16 protein-coding genes are annotated in these 20,612 nt (G+C 72.2%); 9 read left to right on the top strand and 7 right to left on the bottom strand.

Features of this window, described 5'->3' with window-relative positions; all coding sequences use genetic code 11:
- Nucleotides 1–90: 90 nt before the first annotated feature.
- Nucleotides 91–1,116, bottom strand: a complete 1,026-nt coding sequence (locus tag OHA77_RS24320; RefSeq protein WP_406311798.1) for an LLM class flavin-dependent oxidoreductase — start codon at nucleotides 1,114–1,116, stop codon at nucleotides 91–93.
- The gene (locus tag OHA77_RS24315; RefSeq protein ID WP_406311797.1) at nucleotides 1,116–2,057 is read right to left on the bottom strand and encodes a RimK family alpha-L-glutamate ligase; all 942 of its coding nucleotides are present in this window, start codon (nucleotides 2,055–2,057) and stop codon (nucleotides 1,116–1,118) included. The genes OHA77_RS24320 and OHA77_RS24315 overlap by 1 nt, the downstream gene beginning before the upstream one ends.
- A gap of 396 nt (nucleotides 2,058–2,453) precedes the next feature.
- Between OHA77_RS24315 and OHA77_RS24310 the strand changes: the two genes are divergently transcribed.
- Genes OHA77_RS24310 through OHA77_RS24300 form a run of 3 tightly spaced genes read left to right on the top strand, consistent with a single transcriptional unit; the run spans nucleotide 2,454 to nucleotide 6,072 of the window.
- The gene (locus OHA77_RS24310; protein ID WP_406311796.1) at nucleotides 2,454–3,593 is read left to right on the top strand and encodes a glycosyltransferase; all 1,140 of its coding nucleotides are present in this window, start codon (nucleotides 2,454–2,456) and stop codon (nucleotides 3,591–3,593) included.
- Nucleotides 3,590–4,594, top strand: a complete 1,005-nt coding sequence (locus tag OHA77_RS24305; protein ID WP_406311795.1) for a glycosyltransferase — start codon at nucleotides 3,590–3,592, stop codon at nucleotides 4,592–4,594. Before OHA77_RS24310 ends, OHA77_RS24305 begins: the two co-directional genes overlap by 4 nt.
- Complete coding sequence (locus OHA77_RS24300; RefSeq protein WP_406311794.1) at nucleotides 4,591–6,072, top strand: glycoside hydrolase family 130 protein; 1,482 nt, start codon at nucleotides 4,591–4,593, stop codon at nucleotides 6,070–6,072. Before OHA77_RS24305 ends, OHA77_RS24300 begins: the two co-directional genes overlap by 4 nt.
- Before the next feature lie 123 nt (nucleotides 6,073–6,195).
- Here OHA77_RS24300 and OHA77_RS24295 read toward each other — a convergent pair whose 3' ends face one another.
- On the bottom strand, nucleotides 6,196–7,707 hold the full coding sequence (locus OHA77_RS24295) for a PLP-dependent aminotransferase family protein (RefSeq protein ID WP_406311793.1): 1,512 nt from the start codon (nucleotides 7,705–7,707) through the stop codon (nucleotides 6,196–6,198).
- Between the two features lie 47 nt (nucleotides 7,708–7,754).
- Here OHA77_RS24295 and OHA77_RS24290 point away from each other — a divergent pair, with 47 nt between their 5' ends.
- Complete coding sequence (locus OHA77_RS24290) at nucleotides 7,755–8,213, top strand: carboxymuconolactone decarboxylase family protein (protein ID WP_406311792.1); 459 nt, start codon at nucleotides 7,755–7,757, stop codon at nucleotides 8,211–8,213.
- 27 nt (nucleotides 8,214–8,240) lie between these two features.
- Here the strand turns inward: OHA77_RS24290 and OHA77_RS24285 are convergent, their stop codons facing one another.
- Entirely contained in the window at nucleotides 8,241–9,065 is an 825-nt protein-coding gene (locus tag OHA77_RS24285) for a hypothetical protein (protein ID WP_406311791.1), read from the bottom strand.
- Between the two features lie 256 nt (nucleotides 9,066–9,321).
- Here OHA77_RS24285 and OHA77_RS24280 point away from each other — a divergent pair, with 256 nt between their 5' ends.
- Nucleotides 9,322–12,549 carry a BTAD domain-containing putative transcriptional regulator gene (locus tag OHA77_RS24280; protein WP_406311790.1) on the top strand — a complete coding sequence of 1,076 codons (3,228 nt, stop codon included), beginning with the start codon at nucleotides 9,322–9,324 and terminating at the stop codon, nucleotides 12,547–12,549.
- Nucleotides 12,550–12,578: 29 nt separating this feature from the next.
- Here the strand turns inward: OHA77_RS24280 and OHA77_RS24275 are convergent, their stop codons facing one another.
- Complete coding sequence (locus OHA77_RS24275) at nucleotides 12,579–14,045, bottom strand: FAD-dependent oxidoreductase (RefSeq protein ID WP_406311789.1); 1,467 nt, start codon at nucleotides 14,043–14,045, stop codon at nucleotides 12,579–12,581.
- Between the two features lie 321 nt (nucleotides 14,046–14,366).
- Here OHA77_RS24275 and OHA77_RS24270 point away from each other — a divergent pair, with 321 nt between their 5' ends.
- The 3 genes from OHA77_RS24270 to OHA77_RS24260 all read left to right on the top strand — a co-directional run bounded on the left by OHA77_RS24270 (nucleotide 14,367) and on the right by OHA77_RS24260 (nucleotide 16,589).
- A complete protein-coding gene (locus OHA77_RS24270; protein WP_326825927.1) occupies nucleotides 14,367–14,789 on the top strand; it encodes a hypothetical protein in 423 nt (140 codons plus the stop codon).
- A gap of 167 nt (nucleotides 14,790–14,956) precedes the next feature.
- The gene (locus OHA77_RS24265) at nucleotides 14,957–16,045 is read left to right on the top strand and encodes a sugar ABC transporter substrate-binding protein (protein WP_406311788.1); all 1,089 of its coding nucleotides are present in this window, start codon (nucleotides 14,957–14,959) and stop codon (nucleotides 16,043–16,045) included.
- A 124-nt stretch (nucleotides 16,046–16,169) separates the two neighbouring features.
- Nucleotides 16,170–16,589 carry a MarR family transcriptional regulator gene (locus OHA77_RS24260; protein WP_326825929.1) on the top strand — a complete coding sequence of 140 codons (420 nt, stop codon included), beginning with the start codon at nucleotides 16,170–16,172 and terminating at the stop codon, nucleotides 16,587–16,589.
- Between the two features lie 43 nt (nucleotides 16,590–16,632).
- Here the strand turns inward: OHA77_RS24260 and OHA77_RS24255 are convergent, their stop codons facing one another.
- The gene (locus OHA77_RS24255; RefSeq protein WP_406311787.1) at nucleotides 16,633–18,270 is read right to left on the bottom strand and encodes a PP2C family protein-serine/threonine phosphatase; all 1,638 of its coding nucleotides are present in this window, start codon (nucleotides 18,268–18,270) and stop codon (nucleotides 16,633–16,635) included.
- 157 nt (nucleotides 18,271–18,427) lie between these two features.
- The gene (locus OHA77_RS24250) at nucleotides 18,428–19,390 is read right to left on the bottom strand and encodes an anti-sigma factor RsbA family regulatory protein (RefSeq protein ID WP_406311786.1); all 963 of its coding nucleotides are present in this window, start codon (nucleotides 19,388–19,390) and stop codon (nucleotides 18,428–18,430) included.
- Between the two features lie 217 nt (nucleotides 19,391–19,607).
- Between OHA77_RS24250 and OHA77_RS24245 the strand changes: the two genes are divergently transcribed.
- Nucleotides 19,608–20,588, top strand: coding sequence for an NAD-dependent epimerase/dehydratase family protein (locus OHA77_RS24245; RefSeq protein ID WP_406311785.1), 981 nt, complete (start codon nucleotides 19,608–19,610; stop codon nucleotides 20,586–20,588).
- The last annotated feature ends 24 nt before the right edge of the window (nucleotides 20,589–20,612 follow it).

Below are 20,612 nucleotides of genomic sequence, written 5' to 3'. Positions count from 1 at the left end.
GAACAGCGTTAAGCCAGACAAAAAGCAGGGGCAATGGCAGGGCAAGGACCCGCACGACACCGGAGGCGGACGGTCATCCCCGGCGGGCGGTCATCCCCGGGGATAGGCGGCGATCACCTCGCGTCCGAAGCGGGCCATCTCGGTGTGCTGGGGCGAGAACTGGAGCAGCATCAGGTCGACCCCGGCCTGCTCGTACGCCCTGAGCCGCTCGATGATCTGCTCCGGGGTGCCGACCAGCCCGGCCCGCAGCCCGCGGTTGGAGACGCCGTACTCCTCCAGCGAGACCTGCGACTCCAGCTGGGAGCCCTCGACGAAGTCCTGGTAGGAGGCGTACGCCTCCGGGGAGGAGCGCACGTCCAGGATGCGCCGCAGCTCGGCCTGCGCCTCCTCCTCGGTGTCGCGGCAGACCACGTAGCCGGAGACGCCGAAGGTGAGCGGTGCCAGCCCCCGGGCCGCGCGGCGCTCGCGCATGTCGGCGATCTTGGCGGCGATGGTCTCCGGCGGGTCGCCGTGCATGACGTAGGCGTCGCCCTGAGTGGAGATCAGTTCCTTCGCGGTGGGGGACTCCCCGCCCATGTAGACGGTGGGCCGGCGGGAGGGCTTGGGCTCCAGGACGGTCCCCTGAAGGTCGTACAGGGCGCCGTGATGGGTCACCGTGTCCTCGGTGAGCAGCCGGCGGAGGACCTCCAGCCACTCCTGGGTGCGGGCGTAGCGGGCGTCGTGCACGTCGAACGGGGCACCGTACTGCGCCGCCTCGTCCTTCCACCAGGAGGAGACGACGTTCAGGCTGATCCTGCCGGGCGCGATGGTGTCGAGCGTGGACAGGGCCTTGGCCGTGGCCGACGGCACGTGGTAGTTGGGGCGGACGGCGAGCATCAGCTCCGTCCGGCGGGTGACCGCGGCGACCGCCGGGGCCAGGGTCCAGCAGTCGAGGGCGGGCGCGCGGTGGCCCTTGATGTCGTTGAGGTTGAGCTCGGCGATCAGGGTGAGGTCGAACCCGTGTCCCTCGGCGTCCACGGCGAGGTCGCGGTTGTAGGGCCAGTCGATGCTCATGCCCTCGTCCTGGACGTTGCGCAGCCATCCTCCGAAGATCGGCATCCAGTAACCGAACCGCATCAGCGGGCCTCCTCTTCCTCGATGAGCCTCTTGAGCATGCGGGCGATCTGCCGCGGCCCGGACCGGGGGGCCGCCGCCTCCACCTCGGGGTTGTAGTTGGTGTTGGTGTTGACGTCGTAGGTCACCAGGCGGCCGTCCTCGGTCTCGATGAACTCGAACCCGGCGACCTCGATCCCGTGCCTGCGCGCGAAGTCCAGATAGCGCCCCAGCACGGGGTGGTCGAAGCCCTCGCGGAGCGCGAACAGCCCCGGCGCCGCGTCGACCAGGCAACTGTCCGCCGGTACGGCCGGCACGGCGCAGGCGTCCGCGGGGCACAGCTCGAAGCCGCCGCGGGCGGTGTCGGCGGTCAGCGCGTAGACGACGGCGCCGTCCACGATCTCCACCCGGGTGATGCGGGGCTGTGCGGCGCGGAGGTACTCCTGGAACAGGGTGATGCCGTCGACCGGCGGCTCGTACCCGGGTGAGTTCAGGTGCTCGACGAAGGCGTCCGCGCTGTCGAACAGGGCGACGCCGAGCCCCTTGCCGCCCTGGTTGTGCTTGGCGATGAAGGGGGCCGGCAGCTTGGCCGCCGCCGCCGGCAGGTCCTCGCGCCCGACCACGGCGAGGGTGCGGGGCACCTCGATCCCGGCCGCGCGCAGCGCGGTGAGCTGGTCGACCTTGCTCATCTCCAGTTCGAGCACCCGGCGGCCGTTGACAACCCGGCGGCCGTCGGCCTCCAGCCAGCTGAGCACCGCCCGGGTGTGGTCCTTGGCGAGCAGGTGGCCTCGGGTGTGGGACGAGGCACTCATCCGGGACCAGTAGACGCCGGGCGGCGGCGGGGCGTCGAGGTCGAGCAGCCCCTCACCGAGCAGCCAGGGCTCGTGGTCCACGCCCTCGGCCTCGAAGGCGGCGGCGAACGGCGGATACCACTCAGGGTTCTCGTGGAGTATGTAAGCCTTCACGGCGTGCGTCATCCTTCCGGCGAACCGTGGTTGGATCTGCCGATTGTCGCATGTATGACCGATTACCACCGGATTGGGGCCGGTCACTCAGCATCAACGCCGAAGCGACTCCGGCCTGTTCCGCCCCAGCCGGGTACAGGTCCGGCACAGACCGGCCGATGACCGGTTACCTCCGCGTTTACCAGGGAATGATGTGCGGAGCTTATGCCCTGCTACTGTCGGGGTGGCGTAGCCCCTGTCATCCGCTGTGGGGTCGCGGCAGCCGGGCTCCGCATGAGGACGGCCCCGGTTCACAGGCTCAGCTCCATCCGTCACACACGCTGACCGATGGACGTCTTCACCGCGTGAGGCCCGCACCCGCCGTCGGGAGCGGCCGATGACCGGAAGGCAGAGCAGTTGGCCCGCACATACGGCTTTCTCAGCACCCACCCGCCCACCCAGTGTGGGCTCGCCACCTTCAACTCCGCCCTGTCCGCCCATCTCACCGAGGGCGGCCTGTACGGCGGGATCGTCCGGGTCGTCGCCGAGGGCGACGACAGCCGTCCCGTTCCCGGGGTCGCGCACACCTGGGCCCACGGCGAACCCTACGGCTGGGAGGCCGCGGCGTCCGCCCTCGACGGCTTCGACGTCGCCGTCGTCCAGCACGAATACGGCATCTATCCCGGCCAGGACGGGCAGGACGTCCTGCCGCTGCTGCGCTGTCTCACCGTGCCCAGCATCGTGGTCCTGCACACCGTCCTGACCCGGCCCGGTCCTCGGCAGAGAAGGCTGCTGGAGCAGATCGTGGCCGCCGCCGGCGCGGTCGTCACCATGACCGGCACCGCCCGCGACCGGCTGCTCGCCGGCTACCACGTCGACGCCGGCAAGGTGTCCGTCATCCCGCACGGGGCCGCCGACCACTCGCGTGTCTCGGCTGGGCGCCACCTCCGGCCCCACCTGCTCACCTGGGGACTGCTCGGCCCCGGCAAGGGCGTCGAATGGGCGTTGCACGCACTCGCCCTCCTGGCGGACCTCACTCCCACGCCCACGTACACCGTCGCCGGGAAGACCCATCCCAAAGTCCTGGAGCACCAGGGGGAGGCCTACCGCGACCGTCTGCACCGGATCGGCGCGCGGCTCGGCGTGTCGGCCTCCGTGCGGTATGACCCCGTCTACCGCGACAACACCTCGCTCAGCCGGCTGATCCGCTCGGCCGACGTCGTCGTCCTGCCGTACGACTCACCCGAGCAGGTCACCTCCGGTGTCCTCATCGAGGCCGTGGCCGCCGGCATCCCGATCGTCGCCACGTCCTTCCCGCACGCCGTGGAGCTGCTCACCTGCGGACCCGGGCTGCTCGTCCCCCACAAGGACCCCGTGGCGCTCGCGGCCGCGGTACGCCGGATCCTCACCGAGCCCGGCCTGGCCGACGACCTGGTCGACCGCACCCGCGCCCTGCTTCCGGCCCTGCTCTGGCCCGCCGTGGCGGCACGCTACGACGACCTCGCCCGGTGCCTCCTCGCCGACCGCCCGCCCGCGGTGGTCTCGGCGCTGCCGTGAACCCCGTCGCCGCCGGCTTCAGGCACCTGGACCGGCTGAGTGACGACACCGGGTTATTCGAACACGCCCGGCACGCCGTCGTCCGCCGCGAGCACGGCTACTGCACCGACGACGTCGCCCGCGGGCTCGTCGTCACCAGCCGGGAAGGCGACCCGGCCCCCGAGGTGGTCCGGCTCTCGGAGCGCTACCTGGCCTTTCTCACTCACGCCCAGGACCCCTCCGGCGCGTTCCACAACCGGCTCACCTACGACCGGCGCTGGAGCGACCGGCCCGGCGCCGGCGACTGGTGGGGACGGGCGGTGTGGGGACTGGGCACCGCGGCGGCCCGCAACGCCGCTCCCTGGATCCGCGAGGAGGCCCTGCTCGCCTTCACCCTCGGTGCCGCCCGGCGGTCCCCGCACCCGCGGGCCATGGTGTTCGCGGGGCTCGGCGCGGCGGAGGTCCTGCGGGTCCGGCCGGACTGCGTCCTGGCCGCCGGACTGCTCGCGGACGCCGCCGCCGCGGTCGGCGTCCCTGCCGGAGACCCCGGCTGGCCGTGGCCGCAACCGCAGCTCACCTACGCCAACGCCGCGCTCGCCGAGGTGGTCGTCGCCGCCGGTCGGCACAGTGGCGACGACGCGCTGCTCACCGGCGGCCTGCGGATGCTGACCTGGCTGCGCGACATCCAGACGAGGAACGGCCTGCTGTCGGTCGTCCCCGCCACCGGCTGGCGCCGGCACACGCCGCGGCCCCGCCACGACCAGCAGCCGATCGAGGTCGCCGCGCTCGCCGACGCCTGCGCCACCGCGGCCGCCGTCACCGGCGACCCCGCCTGGCACACGGGCGTACGACAGGCGTCGGCGTGGTTCCTGGGCGCCAACGACCGCGGCACCGCGATGTGGGATCCCGCGACCGGAGGGGGATACGACGGCCTGACCCGGGACGGCCCCAACCTCAACCAGGGGGCGGAGTCGACCATCGCGCTCATCTCCACCATGCAGCACGCCCGAAACCTGCCATGACCACCGGAGACCTGGCCACCCGCCTCGACCTGACCCTCGCCCCGGACCCCGGCAGAGTGATCATCAAGCTGTTCGTCCCCGGCGAGGACGCCTTGACACAGACCCGCGCCGCCACCCTGGTCGATCGCATCACGCTTCTCAGTCACGACGAGACCGCCGGAATGCTGCGGGAGACGCTGCGGCGGTTCGGCGACCGGCACCACGACCTTGAGGCGACCTTCCTCCACCACTACGACCTGGTCCGCTACCGGGTCCCCCGCCATCTCGACCTGCCCCCGGCCGGCCGTCTCCTCGTCGGCGCCTACTTCAGCCACGAGTACGCCGTGGAGGCCGCCGCGCTGTGCAACCCCTCGATGGTGGCGCACCCCGACCAGTCCGGCCTGAGCCCCGGGCAGCTCCGGGTGGTGCTCAGCGTGCGGCAGATCGGCGAAGGCCACCTGTCGTCCATCGGCTTCGCCACGGCACTGCTCGGACCCGGCACCGCCCTCACCGTCGCGGACCGCTCGGGGCCGCTGACCGTCGGCCGCCGGCAGAGCACCCATCACCGGCGCGACCTGTTCGCCGCCGGGCTCGCCGACGCCGGACTGGACAGCGAGGTCTCCGCCACCGTGCTGGGATCTCTGCCGGCGCTCTTCGACGACGACGGCTTCGAACAGGCGGTCGCCCGGGTGCCCGCCGACCTGCGCACCCGCACCACCACCCACGGGATTCTCGAGGAGTTGCGCCGGATGACCGCCTCGGACTACGCCGTGGCCTTCCCCGCCGGCGTCCCCCTCGAACAACGGGTGCTCTGGCCCGCCACGGCGGCCGAGAGCAACGGGATGGAGGACGCCCGCTTCGTAAGGGTCCTCCGCGAGGACGGCATGCCCTCCTACCGTGCCACCTACACCGCCTATGACGGCCGGCGCATCAGCTCGTGCATGCTCGAAAGCGATGACCTGTGCTATTTCGAGATGACCCCCCTGCGCGGACCGGCCGCCACCAACAAGGGCATGGCCCTGTTCCCCCGGCCGGTGGGCGGGCGCCGGCTCGCACTGTGCCGATCCGACGGCGAGACCCTCGGCCTGACCGCGCTGGACCGGCACAACAGGTGGGGGCCGCCGACGCCGATCCACCTTCCCCGCAGCGGCTGGGAACTGATCCAGGTCGGCAACTGCGGCTCTCCCCTGGAGACCGAGTCCGGCTGGCTCGTCCTCACCCATGGCGTCGGACCGATGCGCCGCTACGCCATCGGCGCGCTGCTGCTCGACCTGCACGAGCCACAGCGCGTCATCGCCGAGCTACCCGGCACGCTTCTCACTCCCGGCGACACCGAACGTGAAGGCTACGTGCCCAACGTCGTCTACTCCTGCGGGGGTCTGCTGCACGCGGATGCCCTGTGGCTGCCGTACGGAGCGAGCGACACCCGGATCGGATTCGCCCACGTGGCCCTCACCACCCTCATGGCGGCGATGCGCCCGCCCCGCGGGGACGGCTGAGGCGAGGAGGCCGGGCCGTTCCGAGCCCGCGACGCCGGTGGTCCGGGGCGGGCGGACTCCGTCGAGGCGGGCGAGGACCGTCCGGGTCCCGGTGTGGTGGCGCCGGAGAGCCCGGCGGCCGGGTCAGCCGTTCCGGGGAGCCGCCCCGGACTGGGCGAGAACGTGCGCGAGAGCGCCGAGCGCGGCCGGGTAGACGTGCTCGCGCGGCGTGCCGTACCCGACGATGATCGCCTGCGGGTGGTCACCGGCGTGGTGCCAGTGGTCGCCCAGTCCGCCCAGGACCAGGCCGTACGCCGAGGCGCGGCCGAGCACCTCCCGTTCACCGGGTCCGCCGGCGGGCAGGCTGATCATCGCGTGCAGCCCGGCCGCGACCCCGTGGATGGCGAGGCCGGGGACGGCGCCGAGGCGGGCCAGCAGGAGATCGCGGCGGCGCCGGTAGCGCAGCCGGCAGGCGCGGATGTGCCGGTCGTAGCCGTGGGTGGCGATCAGGTCCGCGAGGGCCAGCTGCCCGATCACCTCGGTGTGGTGGTCAAGGTGCAGCTTGGCGTCCACCACCGGTCCGACGAGGTGGTGCGGCAGCACCATCCAGCCCAGGCGCAGTGCGGGGCCGAGGGTCTTGGACGCGCTGCCCACGTAGGCGACGTGGTCGGGCGCCATGCCCTGGAGCGCGCCGACGGGCTGGCGGTCGTAGCGGAACTCGCCGTCGTAGTCGTCCTCGACGATCAGGCCGTCGTGGACACGTGCCCATTCGGTGAGCGCGTGGCGGCGGGCCGGGTGCAGGGTGACGCCGGTCGGATACTGGTGGGCCGGGGTCACCACCACCGCTCCGGCCTTCCGGTGACCGCCCAGCAGGTCGGCGCGGACTCCGTGGTCGTCCACCGGGAGCGCCACGACGGCCGGCCCGGCCCGCCGGACCACCTCCCGGTGGAAGGCCAGACCCGGATCCTCCATGGCCACCTCGGACACCCCCGCAGCGCCGAGCACCCCGGTCAACAGGGCCAGGGCCTGGACGTAGCCGGAGGTGACCACGATCTGCTCGGGAGTCGTGAGCACACCCCTGGTCCGTCCCAGGTATTCGGCCAGCGCGACGCGGAGCTCGGTCCGGCCGCGTGGGTCGCCGTAGCCGTACGTCTCGGCCGAGGTCGCGGCGAGCGCGCGGCGGACGGATCGCAGCCATGCCGCCGAGGGGAACTCGCCCACGTCGGGACTACCCGGCCGCAGGTCGTACCGGGGCACGGCGGCATCCGGCCGGCCCTGTCCCGGTACGGCGGGGCCGCCCGGTGAACCCTGTGGAAGCGCGGCGTCCGGCGGTGGGCCGGACCCGGACACGGCAGGGACCGGCCGGGTGGACGGCACCGGTTCGGGGCGCGCGAAGTCGGCGACCATGGTCCCGGATCCCCGGCGGGCGGTCAGGTAACCCTCGGCGATCAGCTGATCGTAGGCCGCGCTCACCGTGCCGCGGGCCAGGCCGAGCTCGACGGCCAGCTTGCGCGTCGAGGGCATCCTGGCCTGCGGGGCGAGCCGTCCGGTCCGGATCGCGTCGCGCAGGGCGTGCTCCAGGCCGGAACGGCGCCCGGTCGCGGTGTCGACCTCCAGATACAGGTCGACGCCGAATGTGGTCCAAAATTCCGACACGATATTGGATCTTATTACCGGTCCAATGCCTACCTAGAGTCGGCTACATGACCACAACGAATCCCTCTCCCGTCCGGCTGGCGGTGGACGATCTCGCTCCGCACGTCAACCAGGCGATGAACGCGCTGGACGCGGCCTCCAGGAAGACGGAGCTGGAGCCCGCCCTGCTGGAGCTGGTGCGGGCACGCGCCTCGCAGCTCAACGGCTGCGCCTACTGCGTCGACATGCACAGCAGGGACGCGCGGAAGGGCGGGGAGAGCGAGCAGCGGCTGTTCGCCCTCCCGGTCTGGCGGGAGACGCCGTTCTTCACCGAGCGAGAGCGCGCGGCGCTGGAGCTGACCGAGGCGGGCACCCGGCTCACCGACGGCCCGGTCACCGACGAGGTGTACGGGCGGGCCGCGGCGCAGTTCAGCGAGACCGAGCTGGCCGAGCTCATCTGGGCGATCACAGTGATCAACGCGTGGAACCGGCTCGGCGCCATCGCGCGGCCCTGGCCCCTGGCCTGACCGGCCGGTGAAGGTGCGGGCGTCCGCTCAGAACAGCCAGTCGAACAGGCCGCCTCTGCGGGGGGGATCGTTGGTGACCGGGGCCTCCGTCGGAGCCGGAGCCTCCGTCGGAGCCGGGGCCTCCGTCGTGGTGTCGGGCTCGGGTTCGGAGGAGTCGGGCTGCTCGGGGGTCACGTCACGGATGCCTTGCCGGCTGCGCTCCTCGGTGGCCCGGGGGCGCGGTTTCGCCGGCGGAGTGCTGTGCGTCGGGGCCGGCCGGGTGGGCCGCGTGCGGGGTACCGGAGCGCGGGAGGTCTCGGGCCGGGCGGTCTCGGTCGGCTCAGCGGTCGGCTCGGCCGTCTCCTCGGCCGGCTCCTCGGGCCGGGTGGGTTCGGCGGCCGGCGACTCCGGAGGAGGCTCGGGCGCCTCGCCCTTGGAACATCCGACGCCGGTCGAGCATGACGCGTCGGGCGTCGACTTCCCGGTGGAGGAGAGCATCCAGCCGGCCGTGAGCCCCACCACCACGATGCCCGCGATGCCCATCAGCAGCAGTTTGTTCCGGCGCCGGGGCCGCTCGTCGAACTCGGGCTCCTCCCGCCAGCCCGATCCCAGGAAACCGCGCGCCGACTGCGAGTCGTCGCCGATCTCACGTGCGGAGTGCCAGTCGTCCGCATCGTCCTCGTCGTAGGATCCCGCGGCCTCGGTGACCTTCAAGGTCTCCGTGGCCTTCGGGGCCTCGGGGCTTCCCAGGGACTCCAGGACTCCCAGGGCCTCTGCGGTCCCGTCGTTTCGGACCTGCTCCTGGACCGCCTCCGGGCCCCATCCGTCCGACAGCACGTCGCCGTCCGGGCGACCGGATTCATGCCGTGGCACCACCGGTCCTATGGGTCCTGTCTGCTCCCGGGCATCCTCGTCGTATGGCCCTTGCATACCGTCCCGCCCCACAATGACCCTCTCTGACATGAATTTTGGTCGGGCATCTTCCTAGCAGATTCGACAGCGATCTGTCCGAAAAAATAACCTGACGATGGAAATCTAAGGAATTTTCCTGTTTTAGAGGCGTTTGGAGCGCGACAACGGTCCCGGCGGGGGCCTGCCGGACGCCCGCCCGGGAGGACAATGGGATGCCATGCGAATCGGGATCCTGGGACCGCTGCGCGTGCCCGGCACCGAGATCGGGGGCGTGCGGCTGCGTGCGCTCCTCATCAGGCTCGCCCTCGACCCCGGCTACGTGATCACCGCCGAGCGGCTGATCGACGACCTCTGGGCGGACGATCCACCCGTCCATCCGGCGAACGCGCTGCAGTCCCTGGTCTCGCGGCTCCGTCGCGAACTGCCCGGCGTGATCGTCTCCCACCCCGTGGGCTACCTTCTCGATCTCCCCCGGGAAGAGATCGACGCCGGGGCCTTCGAGCGGCTGGCCGGTGCGGGCCGGGCGGCAGCGGACGATCCCGTCAGAGCGGCGGCCCTGCTACGGGAGGCGCTGTCCCTCTGGCGCGGCCCCGCCCTCGCCGACGCCTCGGGCCTGGCCTTCGCCGCCGCTCCGGCCGCCCATCTGGAGGAGCTCCGGCTGTCGGCGCTGCGGGCGCGGTTCGACGCCGACCTGGCCCTGACCGGTGGCCCGGACGCGGGTCCGCTCCCGGCCGAGCTGGTGGCGGAGCTGGAGGAGGTGGTCACCGCGCATCCGCTGCGCGAGCCGTTCCACGCCCATCTCGTGCTGGCCCTGCTGGCCGACGGGCGCCGCGCGGACGCGCTGCGGGCCTTCGAACGGATCAGGCGGCGCCTGGCCGACCGGCTCGGCGTGGATCCCGGCCCCGAGCTCCGCGACGCGCATCTCACCGCGCTGCGTGCCGGGCCCTCCCCCGTGGCCGCTCCCCGGGGCAACCTGCCCGCGCGGCTGACCAGCTTCGTCGGCAGACAACCGGACCTGGCCCGGCTCCGGGAGCTGCTCGGAACCGCGCGGCTGGTCACCCTCACCGGTCCCGGTGGGGCCGGGAAAACCCGGCTGGCGGTCGAGACTGCCGCGGCGCTGCACGTGCCGGACGGCGTCTGGCTGGTGGAGTTGGCCTCGCTCTCCCATCCGTCCGGGGTGGCGGCGGCCGTACACGCGGCTCTGGAGGGCAGCGGACTCCTGACCGGAGGTTCTGGCCCGTCGTGGGCGGAAGCGGAGCCTGCCGGGCGCCGTGGGGAGAGCCTGCTGGAGCAGTTGACCGTGGCGCTGCACGGCAGGTCGCCGCTGCTGGTGCTGGACAACTGCGAGCACGTCATCGACGAGGCGGCCCGGGTGGCCGACCGGCTGCTGACCGCCGCCGGTGGGCTGCGGATCCTCGCCACCAGCCGCGAGCCGCTCGACATCACCGGGGAGAGCCTCCATCCGGTGCTCCCCCTCGGTCTCCCGGCCTCCGACGCCGGCGTCGAGGCCGCGCTGGCGTGCCCGGCCGTGGCCCTGTTCGACGACCGCGCCGCGGCGGCCCGGCCGGGCACGCACGTCGACGGCGAGACCGTGGCCGACGTGGTGCGGGTGTGCCGGGAGCTCGACGGAGTCCCCCTGGCGATCGAACTGGCCGCGGCCCGGCTGCGCTCCCTCACCGTCGGCCAGCTCGCCGACATGATCGGTGACCGGCTGGCGTTGCGCGGGAGCCGTACGGCACAGCCCAGACATCGCACGCTGCGCGCGGTGATCGACTGGAGCTGGGACCTGCTGGACACCGGCGAGCGGACGCTGCTGCGCCGGATGTCGGTGTTCTCCGGCGGCGCGACCGCCGAGACGGTGCGGCGGGTCTGCGGGCAGGACGTGGACACGGTCGCCTCCCTGGTCGACAAGTCCCTCGTCGTCGTCTCGCCGCGGACGGGTGCGGACGGCGGAGAGGTCCGCTACCGGCTTCTGGAGACGTTGCGGCAGTACGCCGCGGAGCGGCTGGCGGAGGCGGACGAGACCGATCGGGTACGCGCGAGCCACGCCCGCCACTTCCTGGAGCTGGCCGAGACGGCCGGGCCGTCGCTGCGGACCGGTGACCAGGTGCGGGCGCTCGCCCTGCTCGACGCCGAGCAGGGCAACCTGGACGCCGCCCTCGATCACGCGATCTCCTCGGGGGACGGCGAGCTGGCGCTGCGGATGATCCTGGTCAGGCTGTGGCCGTGGGTGATGCGGGGACGTCGCCGCGAGGCGGGGGAATGGGTGTCCGCGGTGCTCGCGGCCGTCGGCGACGGACCACCGGAGGGACGGGAACTGGCGCACGCGCTGTGCGTGCTGACCGCCCCGGTGGAGGCCGGTACGACGCGGGTCACGCCCGCCATGCTGCGGCGGGCCCTCCAGGTGGTGCGGGAGTCGGACCATCCGGCCGCGCTCGGGTCGTGGGCGATCGTCAGCGGTCACCCCGGGCAGGCCGAGGACGCGTACGGCCGGACGCTGGCCATGACGGAAAGGTTCCGCGACCATCGCGATCCGTGGACGAGGGCGACCGCCCTGCTGATGGGCGGCATCGTCGAGTTCGAGTACGGCCGCGCGGGAGCCTCCCGGGCGGAGGCGCTGCTGCGACCGGCGCTGGAGGGCTACCTCCTGACCGGCGACCGGTGGGGGCTGTCGCTCACGCTCTACTGGCTGTCGCTGGTCGCGGAGAACCGGGGCGACTCGGGCGAGGCGCTGTCCCTGCTGGAGAGATCGGTGGTACCGACCACGGAGATCGGCGGTCTGGAGGCGATCCCAGGTCCGATCATGCTGCGGGTGCGGCTCGGCCGGCTCCGGGCCCTCACCGGTGATCCCTCCGGCGCCGAGGCGGAGCTGGAACGGGCCGGCGCGGCCGTGGCGCGGACCGGAGACGTGATCGCGATCGCACGGGTCAGGCACGCCCGTGGAGAGCTGGCCCGGTGGCGGGGAGACCTCGGGGAGGCCGAGACCCTGCTCCGCGAGACGTTGGAGCTGGTGCGGGGGCAGGTCATGGCCTCTCCGCAGCTGGTGGCGCTGGTGAACGTGGAGCTCGCCCGGGTGCTCCGCCTGCGCGGCGAGCCGGACCGGGCCCGGTCGCCGCTGCGCCGGGCGCTCGGATCGATCGCCGCGAGCGGGGACGAGACCGTCCGCGCGACGGTTTTGGAGGAGGCCGCCGCATGGCACGCCTCCGCCGCGGTGACCGCCCCGGCCGGAGCGGCCGGGGACATGGAGCGGGCGGCGGTGCTGATCGGAGCGGCGCACGCGCTGCGTGGCATCGCGCGGACCGCCGACCCGGCCGTCGGCTCGCTGATCACCCGGGCTGTCGGGACGCTGGGCGAGCACGGTTACCTGGCGGCCCGTCGCCGGGGCGCCGCCCTGCCGAGTCCCGAGGCGTTCGCCCTGGAGGGGATCGGCCAGCCGTCACCGTGAGCCGCCGGAACGGACCGGCACCCGCCCCGTCAGCCCGCCGCCACCGTGACCAGGTAGTCCTCCAGCCCGCCCGCGTCACCGTGATAGCCGACGTAGCCGTCGGGACGGATGAGCACGAGCCCCCGGCCGTAGTGGCCGTGGATCCCGCCGTCGGTGTCGGTCAGGTCGCCCGTCTCCCCCGGGCGGACCACGGTGTGCGCGCGGATCGCCGGGCCGTACACCGCGTTGATCTCCTCGACCAGCCCGGCGTGGGCCGGGCCGAGGGCGAGGAGGGTGAAGTGGGGGCCGCGCAGGACGTCGAAGAGGCGTCCGTCGCCGAGTCGCGCGTCGGGGGCGCGCTCGCCGCCGCGTTCGCCGACGGCCAGCGCGCCGTCCCGGTAGCCGAGCAGGAGCTGTTGCGTCTCCTCGCCCCGTTCGTGGGCTCCCTGCTCGCCCCGCTTGGCCCTGCCGTACAGCGCGGTGCTGATGCCGAGCACGTCCGCCGCCACCGGCAGCCGCTCCTCCTCGTAGGTGTCCAGCAGCCGCTCCGGGGCACCGCCGAGGACGGCCGCCAGCTTCCAGCCGAGGTTGTAGGCGTCCTGCACACCGGTGTTGAGCCCCTGGCCACCGGCCGGGGAATGGACGTGGGCGGCGTCTCCGGCGAGGAAGACGCGGCCCACCCGGAACCGTCCGGCCATCCGGATGTTCACCCGGTAGACCGACATCCAGGTGACGTCGGTGAACCGGACGTCCGTCCGCCCCGAACCCTCGTCGAAGATCTTCTGGAAGGTCGCCGGGGAGAGCTCCGGGGCCTCGTCTCCGGTCAGCGGCGCGGTGAACTGGAACACGTCGGTGCCCGGAAGCGGGCAGAGCGCGACGCGCGTCGTCTGGGTGGCCATGTCGGCCCAGGTGTGCCAGTACTCGCGGCCCAGGTCGGCGGTCCTGACGTCACCGAGGAGCATGCGCTCGGTCTCGAACGTCTCACCCTCGAAGGTGACGCCGAGCTGCCCGCGCACCGAGCCGCGCCCGCCGTCCGCACCGACGAGGTAGGCGCACCGCACGCGTTCGGAACCGTTGAGGGTGACCGTCACCCCGTCGGCGTCCTGCTCGAACGCGGTCGCCTCAGTGCCGAGCTCGACCCGGTGTCCCAGCTCGGCCAGCCGGTCGCGCAGGATGCGCTCGGTGCGCCACTGCGGCTGCATGAGGACCATCGGGTACGGCACGTCCGCCGTCGGTTCCCTGGGCTCGTGCATCCGGCCCTCCCAGACCACCCGGTCGCCCGCGTAGGCGCGGATGGGCGGGTAGACCCGGCCGGTGGCGAGGATCTCCCCGATGACACCGAGGTCGTCGAAGACCTCCTGGGTGCGTGGCTGCAGGCCCTTGCCGCGTGATCCGGCGGGGTGCTCGGGGGAGCGCTCCACGATCCTGAAGCTCACTCCGCGCCGGGCCAGGTCGACGGCGAGCGTGAGCCCGGTCGGCCCCGCACCGACGATGAGCACCTGGGTGGTTCCGTTCAAGACTGCCTCCTCGGTGGTTACGGTGCCGACCCTGCCCGGTCGCGCTGTCAGACCGCTGTCGGCGCACTGCCGGGACGCTGTCCCTACGACCGGTGCCGACCCTGCCCGGTCGCGCTGTCAGAGCGCTGTCGGCGCACCGCCGGGACGCCGTCCGTACGGCCGGCACCGCCGGAGCACCGCCGGGGCGGCCGGGGAGGATGGACGGATGGTCTCGGGGTGACGGGACCTGGCGGGACTCGCATCGCGACCATCGGCTCCGAAGGGCGGATATCTGGTTCTCCGAAGACCATGGCATGGGCATCCGGGAGGTACGGTCGGCTCATGTCTGAGCGCAGCATGCCGCACGACGCCGCCTCTTGGGCGTGCCCCCACGGGCAGGACGCCCGCCGAGGCTGCGTGGCCTGCTACCAGGAATCGGTCGACCCGGACCCGGAACTGTCGTTCTGGGAGGTCGCGGCCTGGTTCACCACCGAGCGTCCGGTCCCCATAAGAACCCTCCAGGACGTTCACCATCACGGTCGCCGCTTCGCTCTGGACCAGCCGTCCACACCACTGGTCTACCTGCTGACCGGCCACGCCCGCGCTCGCGGCAGTGTCCAGGCCGTCGCGGGCGTGATCGGCTTCCTCCTGCACAACCGGCATGTGGTCGCCAGCTTCAGCGTGACGGAGATCCGGGCGACCTCGCAGTCGGCCGCCGGGGCGAGCACGACCCGTCAGACGGACGTGTGGGTGCGGGGCGTCTGAGGGACGGGGCCGCGGCGATCCGGCGCCTCTCACCATGACCGGGGCCTCCGGGCACCGCCGCGCCCGATTGTGGGACGAATGTCACCAAATGACCGATTCAGGTATATATGGTGTATTTCGGGGGGTTCATTGTGGGGATACGGCTGACTCGCCTGACGGCGTGGGTAATGGCCCTGGTCACAGGGCTCGGGATGACGGGCTGCGGCGCGTCCGGATATGCCGGGGAAGGCGGGAGCTCCGCCGCCGGAAGCTCCGTCGCCGAGGGCTTCAAGATCGGCCTGCTGCTGCCGGAGTCGACGACGCCGCGCTACGAGAAGATCGACGGCCCCATGGTCACCCAGAGCATCGCCAGGCTCTGTCCCAAGTGCCAGGTCCTCTACGACAACTCCGACCAGGACGCCGCCCTGCAGCGCCAGCAGTTCGACGCGATGGTCGCCGACGGCGCCAAGGTGATCATCCTGGACCCGGTGGACGCCGGCGCCATCGCGCCATCGGTGTCCGCGGCCAGGAACCAGGGCGTGCGGATCGTCGCCTACGACCGCCTGGTCCGCGGCCCGATCGACGCCTACGTCTCCTTCGACAACATCCAGGTCGGCAAGATGCAGGGCCAGGCCCTGCTCGACGCGCTCAGCGCGGGAGGCGACCCGAAGAGGGGCCCGATCGTGATGATCAACGGCTCGCCGCTCGATCCGAACGCGAGCGACTTCAAGAAGGGTGTCCACGCGGTCCTCGACGGCCAGGTGGTGATCGGCAAGGAGTACGACTCCCCGAACTGGAGTCCCGAGAAGGCCGGCACGGCCGCGGCCGAGGCGTTCACCGCGCTCGGCGCCGCCGAGGTCATCGGGGTGTACTCGGCCAACGACAGCATGGCCGGCAGCATCGCCCGGGCGATGCGGAACGCGAAGATGGCCAAGGGCACCCCGCTGACCGGCCAGGACGCCGAACTGTCGGCCATCCGGCGCATCCTGCTGGGCACGCAGACGATGACCATCTACAAGCCGATCAGTCCCCAGGCCGAATATGCGGCGCAGATGGCCGTCGACCTCGGCTCAGGGAAGAAGGTGACGGGCGGCGGCAGCGGCAGCGGCACCGTGGACAACGGGACCTCGTCCTCGATTCCCGCCAGGATCATCCAGCCGGTCGTGGTCACCAAGGACAACATCAAGGACACCGTGGTCAAGGACGGCTTCTGGAAGGTCCGGGAGATCTGCGCGGCGAGCGTGCGGGCCGCCTGCAAGGCCGCCGGGCTCTCCTGACCAAGCCTCCCCGCCGGCCGCCGTCGCCCTCGCTCCTGCTCCGCGCCGAATACTAAGTTCCCTTAGCATCATTCGGATAGCGTGACCCTCAGGTTTTCAACGGAGCACCGGCGAACGGAGTCTGATGGACGATCACGCGTCCTGGCCGACCGGCCGTCTCCTCCTCGTGGCCGCGCGCCTGGTGGAGCGCGAGTGGAACGCCGTGCTCGCCGAACACGGTCTCACCCACGCGGGTTTCCTCGCCCTGAACGTGCTCGATGACGGCCCCCAGACCCAGCGGCAGATCGCGGCCCGCGCCTACGTCGAGGAGCAGACGATCCGCCCGGTGCTCGACCGGCTCGAACGCGACGGCCACATCACCCGCCGGCGCGACCCCGCGGACCGGCGCCGCGTGATGGTGACCCGCACCCCTCGGGGGGAGACCACCTGCGACGCCCTTATGGCGGGCGACTCCGCCGAACGGATCATCTCCGACCGGGTGGACGACCCCGAGACCCTGCGCGCCGAGCTGATCCGGCTGATCAACGGCATCCGCCGGCAGTGACCCGGCCGCCCTCCCGCTCTCCGGTCCGGGAGGGAGCCGGAGATCAGCCGTTCCGGCCGGGGTGTGCCATGAGCTCGCCGTTCCCGGTGACCTGGGCGATCAGGACGCAGGTGTCGTCGGCCGCGTTGATCGGCACCATGGCCTCCATCACCGCGGACAGCCGATCGGGGGACGCCGGGGAGATGGGCCGGAGCGCATCGGCCACGGCGTCGCTCATGAGGTCGAGGCCCTCGTAGAGGTCACGGCCGCGCTTCTCGATGAGCCCGTCGGTGAACATCACCAGGAGGTCGTCGGGGCGCAGCCGTAGGGTGCCGCAGGTGTAGCTCGCGTCCTCGAAGACGCCGAGCAGGACGCCCGGGTGCAGCAGCCGTTCCACATGGGAGCCCCGGGCCAGGAGCATCGGGGGGTGGCCGGCGTGGGTCCAGCGCAGGGTGCGGTCGGCCGGGTGGTAGCGGGCCACGAGCGCGGTGGCCAGCACGTCGGGCCGCAGCCTGCACAGCAGGCGGTTCAGCACGGTGAGGATCTCCGCCGGGTCGTGGCGGGCGAAGGCCAGGCCGGTGATCGTGTGGCGGAGCTTCACCATGGCGGAGGCGGCGGCCAGACCGGTCCCGGCCACGTCGCCGACGGCGAGCAGCACGTCACCGTCGTCCAGGGCGATCGCCTGATACCAGTCGCCGCCCAGGTAGCCCGCCGTCTCGGCGGGCTGGTACCGCCCGGCCACCCGCAGCCCGGGCAGGGTGGAGGGCTCCGCCTGGGCCGGCATGATGATTTTCTGCAGGTGGGCCGTGAGCCGGTTCTCCTCGTCCAGCCGCCGGCTGACGCCGGCCAGCTCGTCGGCCGCCAGGCGCCAGGCGGTGACGTCCTGTGCGACGCCGTGGATCTCCAGCGGCCGGCCCGACGCGTCATGGACCGCCTCGGCCGAGATCCGGATGTGGCGGAGGGCGCCCTCGACCTCGATCCGGACCTCCAGCTCGTGGGGATCGGTACTGTGCGCCCACGCCTCCACCGCCCGTTGGAGCACGGGGTGGTCGTCGCCGTGGACGAGTGCGGTGTACTCCTCGGCGGTGAGCGGGCCGTCGGCCGGCTCCCGCCCGTGGATGCGGTAGACCTGCGGCGACCAGGTGATCTCTCCGGTGAGCAGGTTCCAGCTCCCCCAGCCGAGGTTGCCCAGGTGCTCGGTCCGGGCGAGGCTCGCCTCCAGTCGCTGCCCGATGTCCGCGCGCTCCCAGCTGACGAGCAGGCCGCCGTCGAACCGGGCGACGCGCATGACATAGGTCGAACGGTGCGGAACCCCGTCGGCGACCTCGATGTGCTCGTAATGGCCGAACCGCTCGGCCAGGCCGGTCTCCATCACGCGCAGGTGGGTCTGCCAGAGCTGCGTGTCCATCACCGAGGGATAGCTCAGCCGGACCCGCAGGCCGATCAGCTCCTCGCCGCGCCGGCCGTGGATGTCCTCGGCCTCCGGGCTCACGGCCTGGATGCGGAAGTCGACGATCGCGCCCGACGCGTCGCGGACCGGCACCGACCAGCTCGCCGATCCGGGCATCACGTCGAGCATGGCCCGGGTCGCCGCGGAGACGGCGAGCACCCGGTCCGCGGGCAGGAACTCCATGAGCCCGTCGAATGTGCGGTCCGCGGCCGTGGCCGTGCGTGCCCGCGCCGGATCGGCGTCAGGCCTCATGGGAAGCGGCGTGACCCCGGTGGTCGTCTCCAGAACGTTCGTCCCGCTGGCGGGCAGCAGGCGACGGTTGTCTCCTGGGCTCAGGATGGTCTTCCTTCCGGATGGCCCGTACAAGGCTCGGACGAGGCCGGTGACGTGAGCACCGGCACGGGCTTCATCAGCCGGCCGGGGTGGCCGGGACGGTGAAGTACACGCGCACGGTGGTTCCGTTCTGGCCGGTGTGGATGCGGACGAGGTCGCTGAGAAGGTTGGTGACGAGCAGGCCGCGGGAGCCTCGTTGGCGGGGGTCGACCGGTCTGCGCCCGGCGAGGGGGTCGGCGATGTGACCGGCGTCGCTGATGTCCATGACCACCTGCCCATCCTCGGACCAGATGCGGACGGTCCCCGAACCGCCCCCGTAGTCGAGGCTGTTGGCCGCCAGCTCGCTGGCGATCAGCCGCAGATCTTCGAGGCGCTCCCCGAAGATCCCCATGCGGGAGGCGTTTTCGACGACGAACTCGCGCACGTGCGCCAGGAGGAACGGGTCCACCGGGCCGCCGAAGTAGTGCACGACGGCGTGCTCGGGGTCGGGCAGCGAACGGTTGCAGTCACGGATGACGCGTTCGGGCGCGTAGTCGCCGCTGGCGCGCGAGTCGGAGCCGTCCACGATGACGGGATGGGTCATCCGGGCGTCCTTGATGACCGAGGGGTCGAGCCCGTCGAGGTCGTAGGGGCACAGGATGGTGACGGCCCGGCCGGAGAACGCGAGGTTGATCAGCGCCTCGTGCTGGAGGCACGCGGGGTACTCCGTCGCCGACCTGCCGGGCCAGATCGGCTCGCCGATGATGCGGACCCGGCCGACGGGGTGGAGGTCGGCGAAGGCGCACAGGACGGAGGGGATGATGCGTCCCGGGTTGCGGCCGGCCTCCGTCATGTCGACGAACCGCACCTCGGCCGCCGCCTCGCCGAGCGCGGCCCGGAGCGGCGCCAACTTCGGTGTGGGCACGGCCACCGCGACCGGCTCACCCGCCACCAGGCCCGCACGGATGAACGGCACGGTGCCGTCGAGATAGTCCTCGATCCCTCGGTAGAAGAGCGCAGGATGGGCGAACGGCTCCACTGCGGTGGCCGTGGTGCTCATCGCGTCTCCACTTCGATCGGGGGAGGGGTCCGATCCGAGCAGGGCGGGGACGGATCTCAGACAGTTAGACAGTAGGGCGCACGGTGAAAGAACACCTTCAAAAGTACCTGGTGTCGCCTTTCACGGCGAAAAGATGGCCGCAAACCCGTACAGAACGGCATTACAAGCTGAGAACCGGAGCTGATCCGGTCATCCCTTATATGGGAAAATGACAGCCATGCATATTCTGATCATCGGTGGCACCAGGTTCGTCGGGCGGCACATCACCGAAGCGGCGATCGCTGCCGGGCACGAGATCTCCCTGCTGCACCGGGGGCAGACGGGGCCGGACCTGTTCCCCGAGGCGGAGCACCTGCGGGCCGACCGCAACGCGGACCTGTCGATCCTGCGGGACCGGCGGTGGGACGCGACGATCGACGTCAGCGCCTACGTCCCCTCGCAGATCGTCTCACTCGCGGGAGCGGTCTCCACGGGTCAGTACGTCTTCGTCTCCAGCACGTCGGTCTACGCCGTCCCCGAGGCACCGGGCTTCACCGAGGACTCACCGCTGACCGAGTTCGACGGGCCGGTCCCGGAGACGGTCACCGGCGAGACCTACGGGGCGCTGAAGGTGGCCTGCGAGCGCACCGCGGTGGACTCCTTCGGACTGGAGACGCTGATCGTACGGCCGACCTATGTGATCGGCCCGTACGACTACACCGGCCGGTTCACCTACTGGGTGAACCGGATCGCCCGCGGCGGTGAGGTCCTGGCTCCGGGCGACCCCTCGGCCCCGATCCAGGTGATCGACGGACGCGACATGGCCACCTGGATCATCGCCATGATCGAGAAGGCGGCCTCGGGGACCTTCCACGCGGTCAGCCCGGCCCCGCCGTTCTCCTTCGGTGACATGCTGGAGGCGATCGTGGCCGAGGTCGGGCCGCCCGGAACCACGCTGACCTGGGTGGGGACGGACTTCCTGCTTGCCGCGGGCGAGGACGGCCGGTCGCTGCCGCTCTGGTCGGCGGGGGACGCGGGGGCGGCAGCCAACACCGCGGACCCGGCCGCCGCCACCGCGGCCGGGCTCTCTCCGCGCCCGCTGGGCCGGTCGGTGCGGGAGATCCACGCATCCGAGGCCGGCTTCTCGACGGACACCACGCTCAGCCCCGACCGGGAGGCCGAGCTTCTGGCCGGATGGCGTTCCCGCTCGCAGGGGTGATCCGGCGCCGCCACGAGCCGGCGC

This window comes from Streptosporangium sp. NBC_01639 (assembly GCF_045209755.1).
In the GTDB taxonomy this organism is placed as follows: domain Bacteria; phylum Actinomycetota; class Actinomycetes; order Streptosporangiales; family Streptosporangiaceae; genus Streptosporangium.
This window is presented reverse-complemented; position numbering and strand designations above follow the sequence as displayed.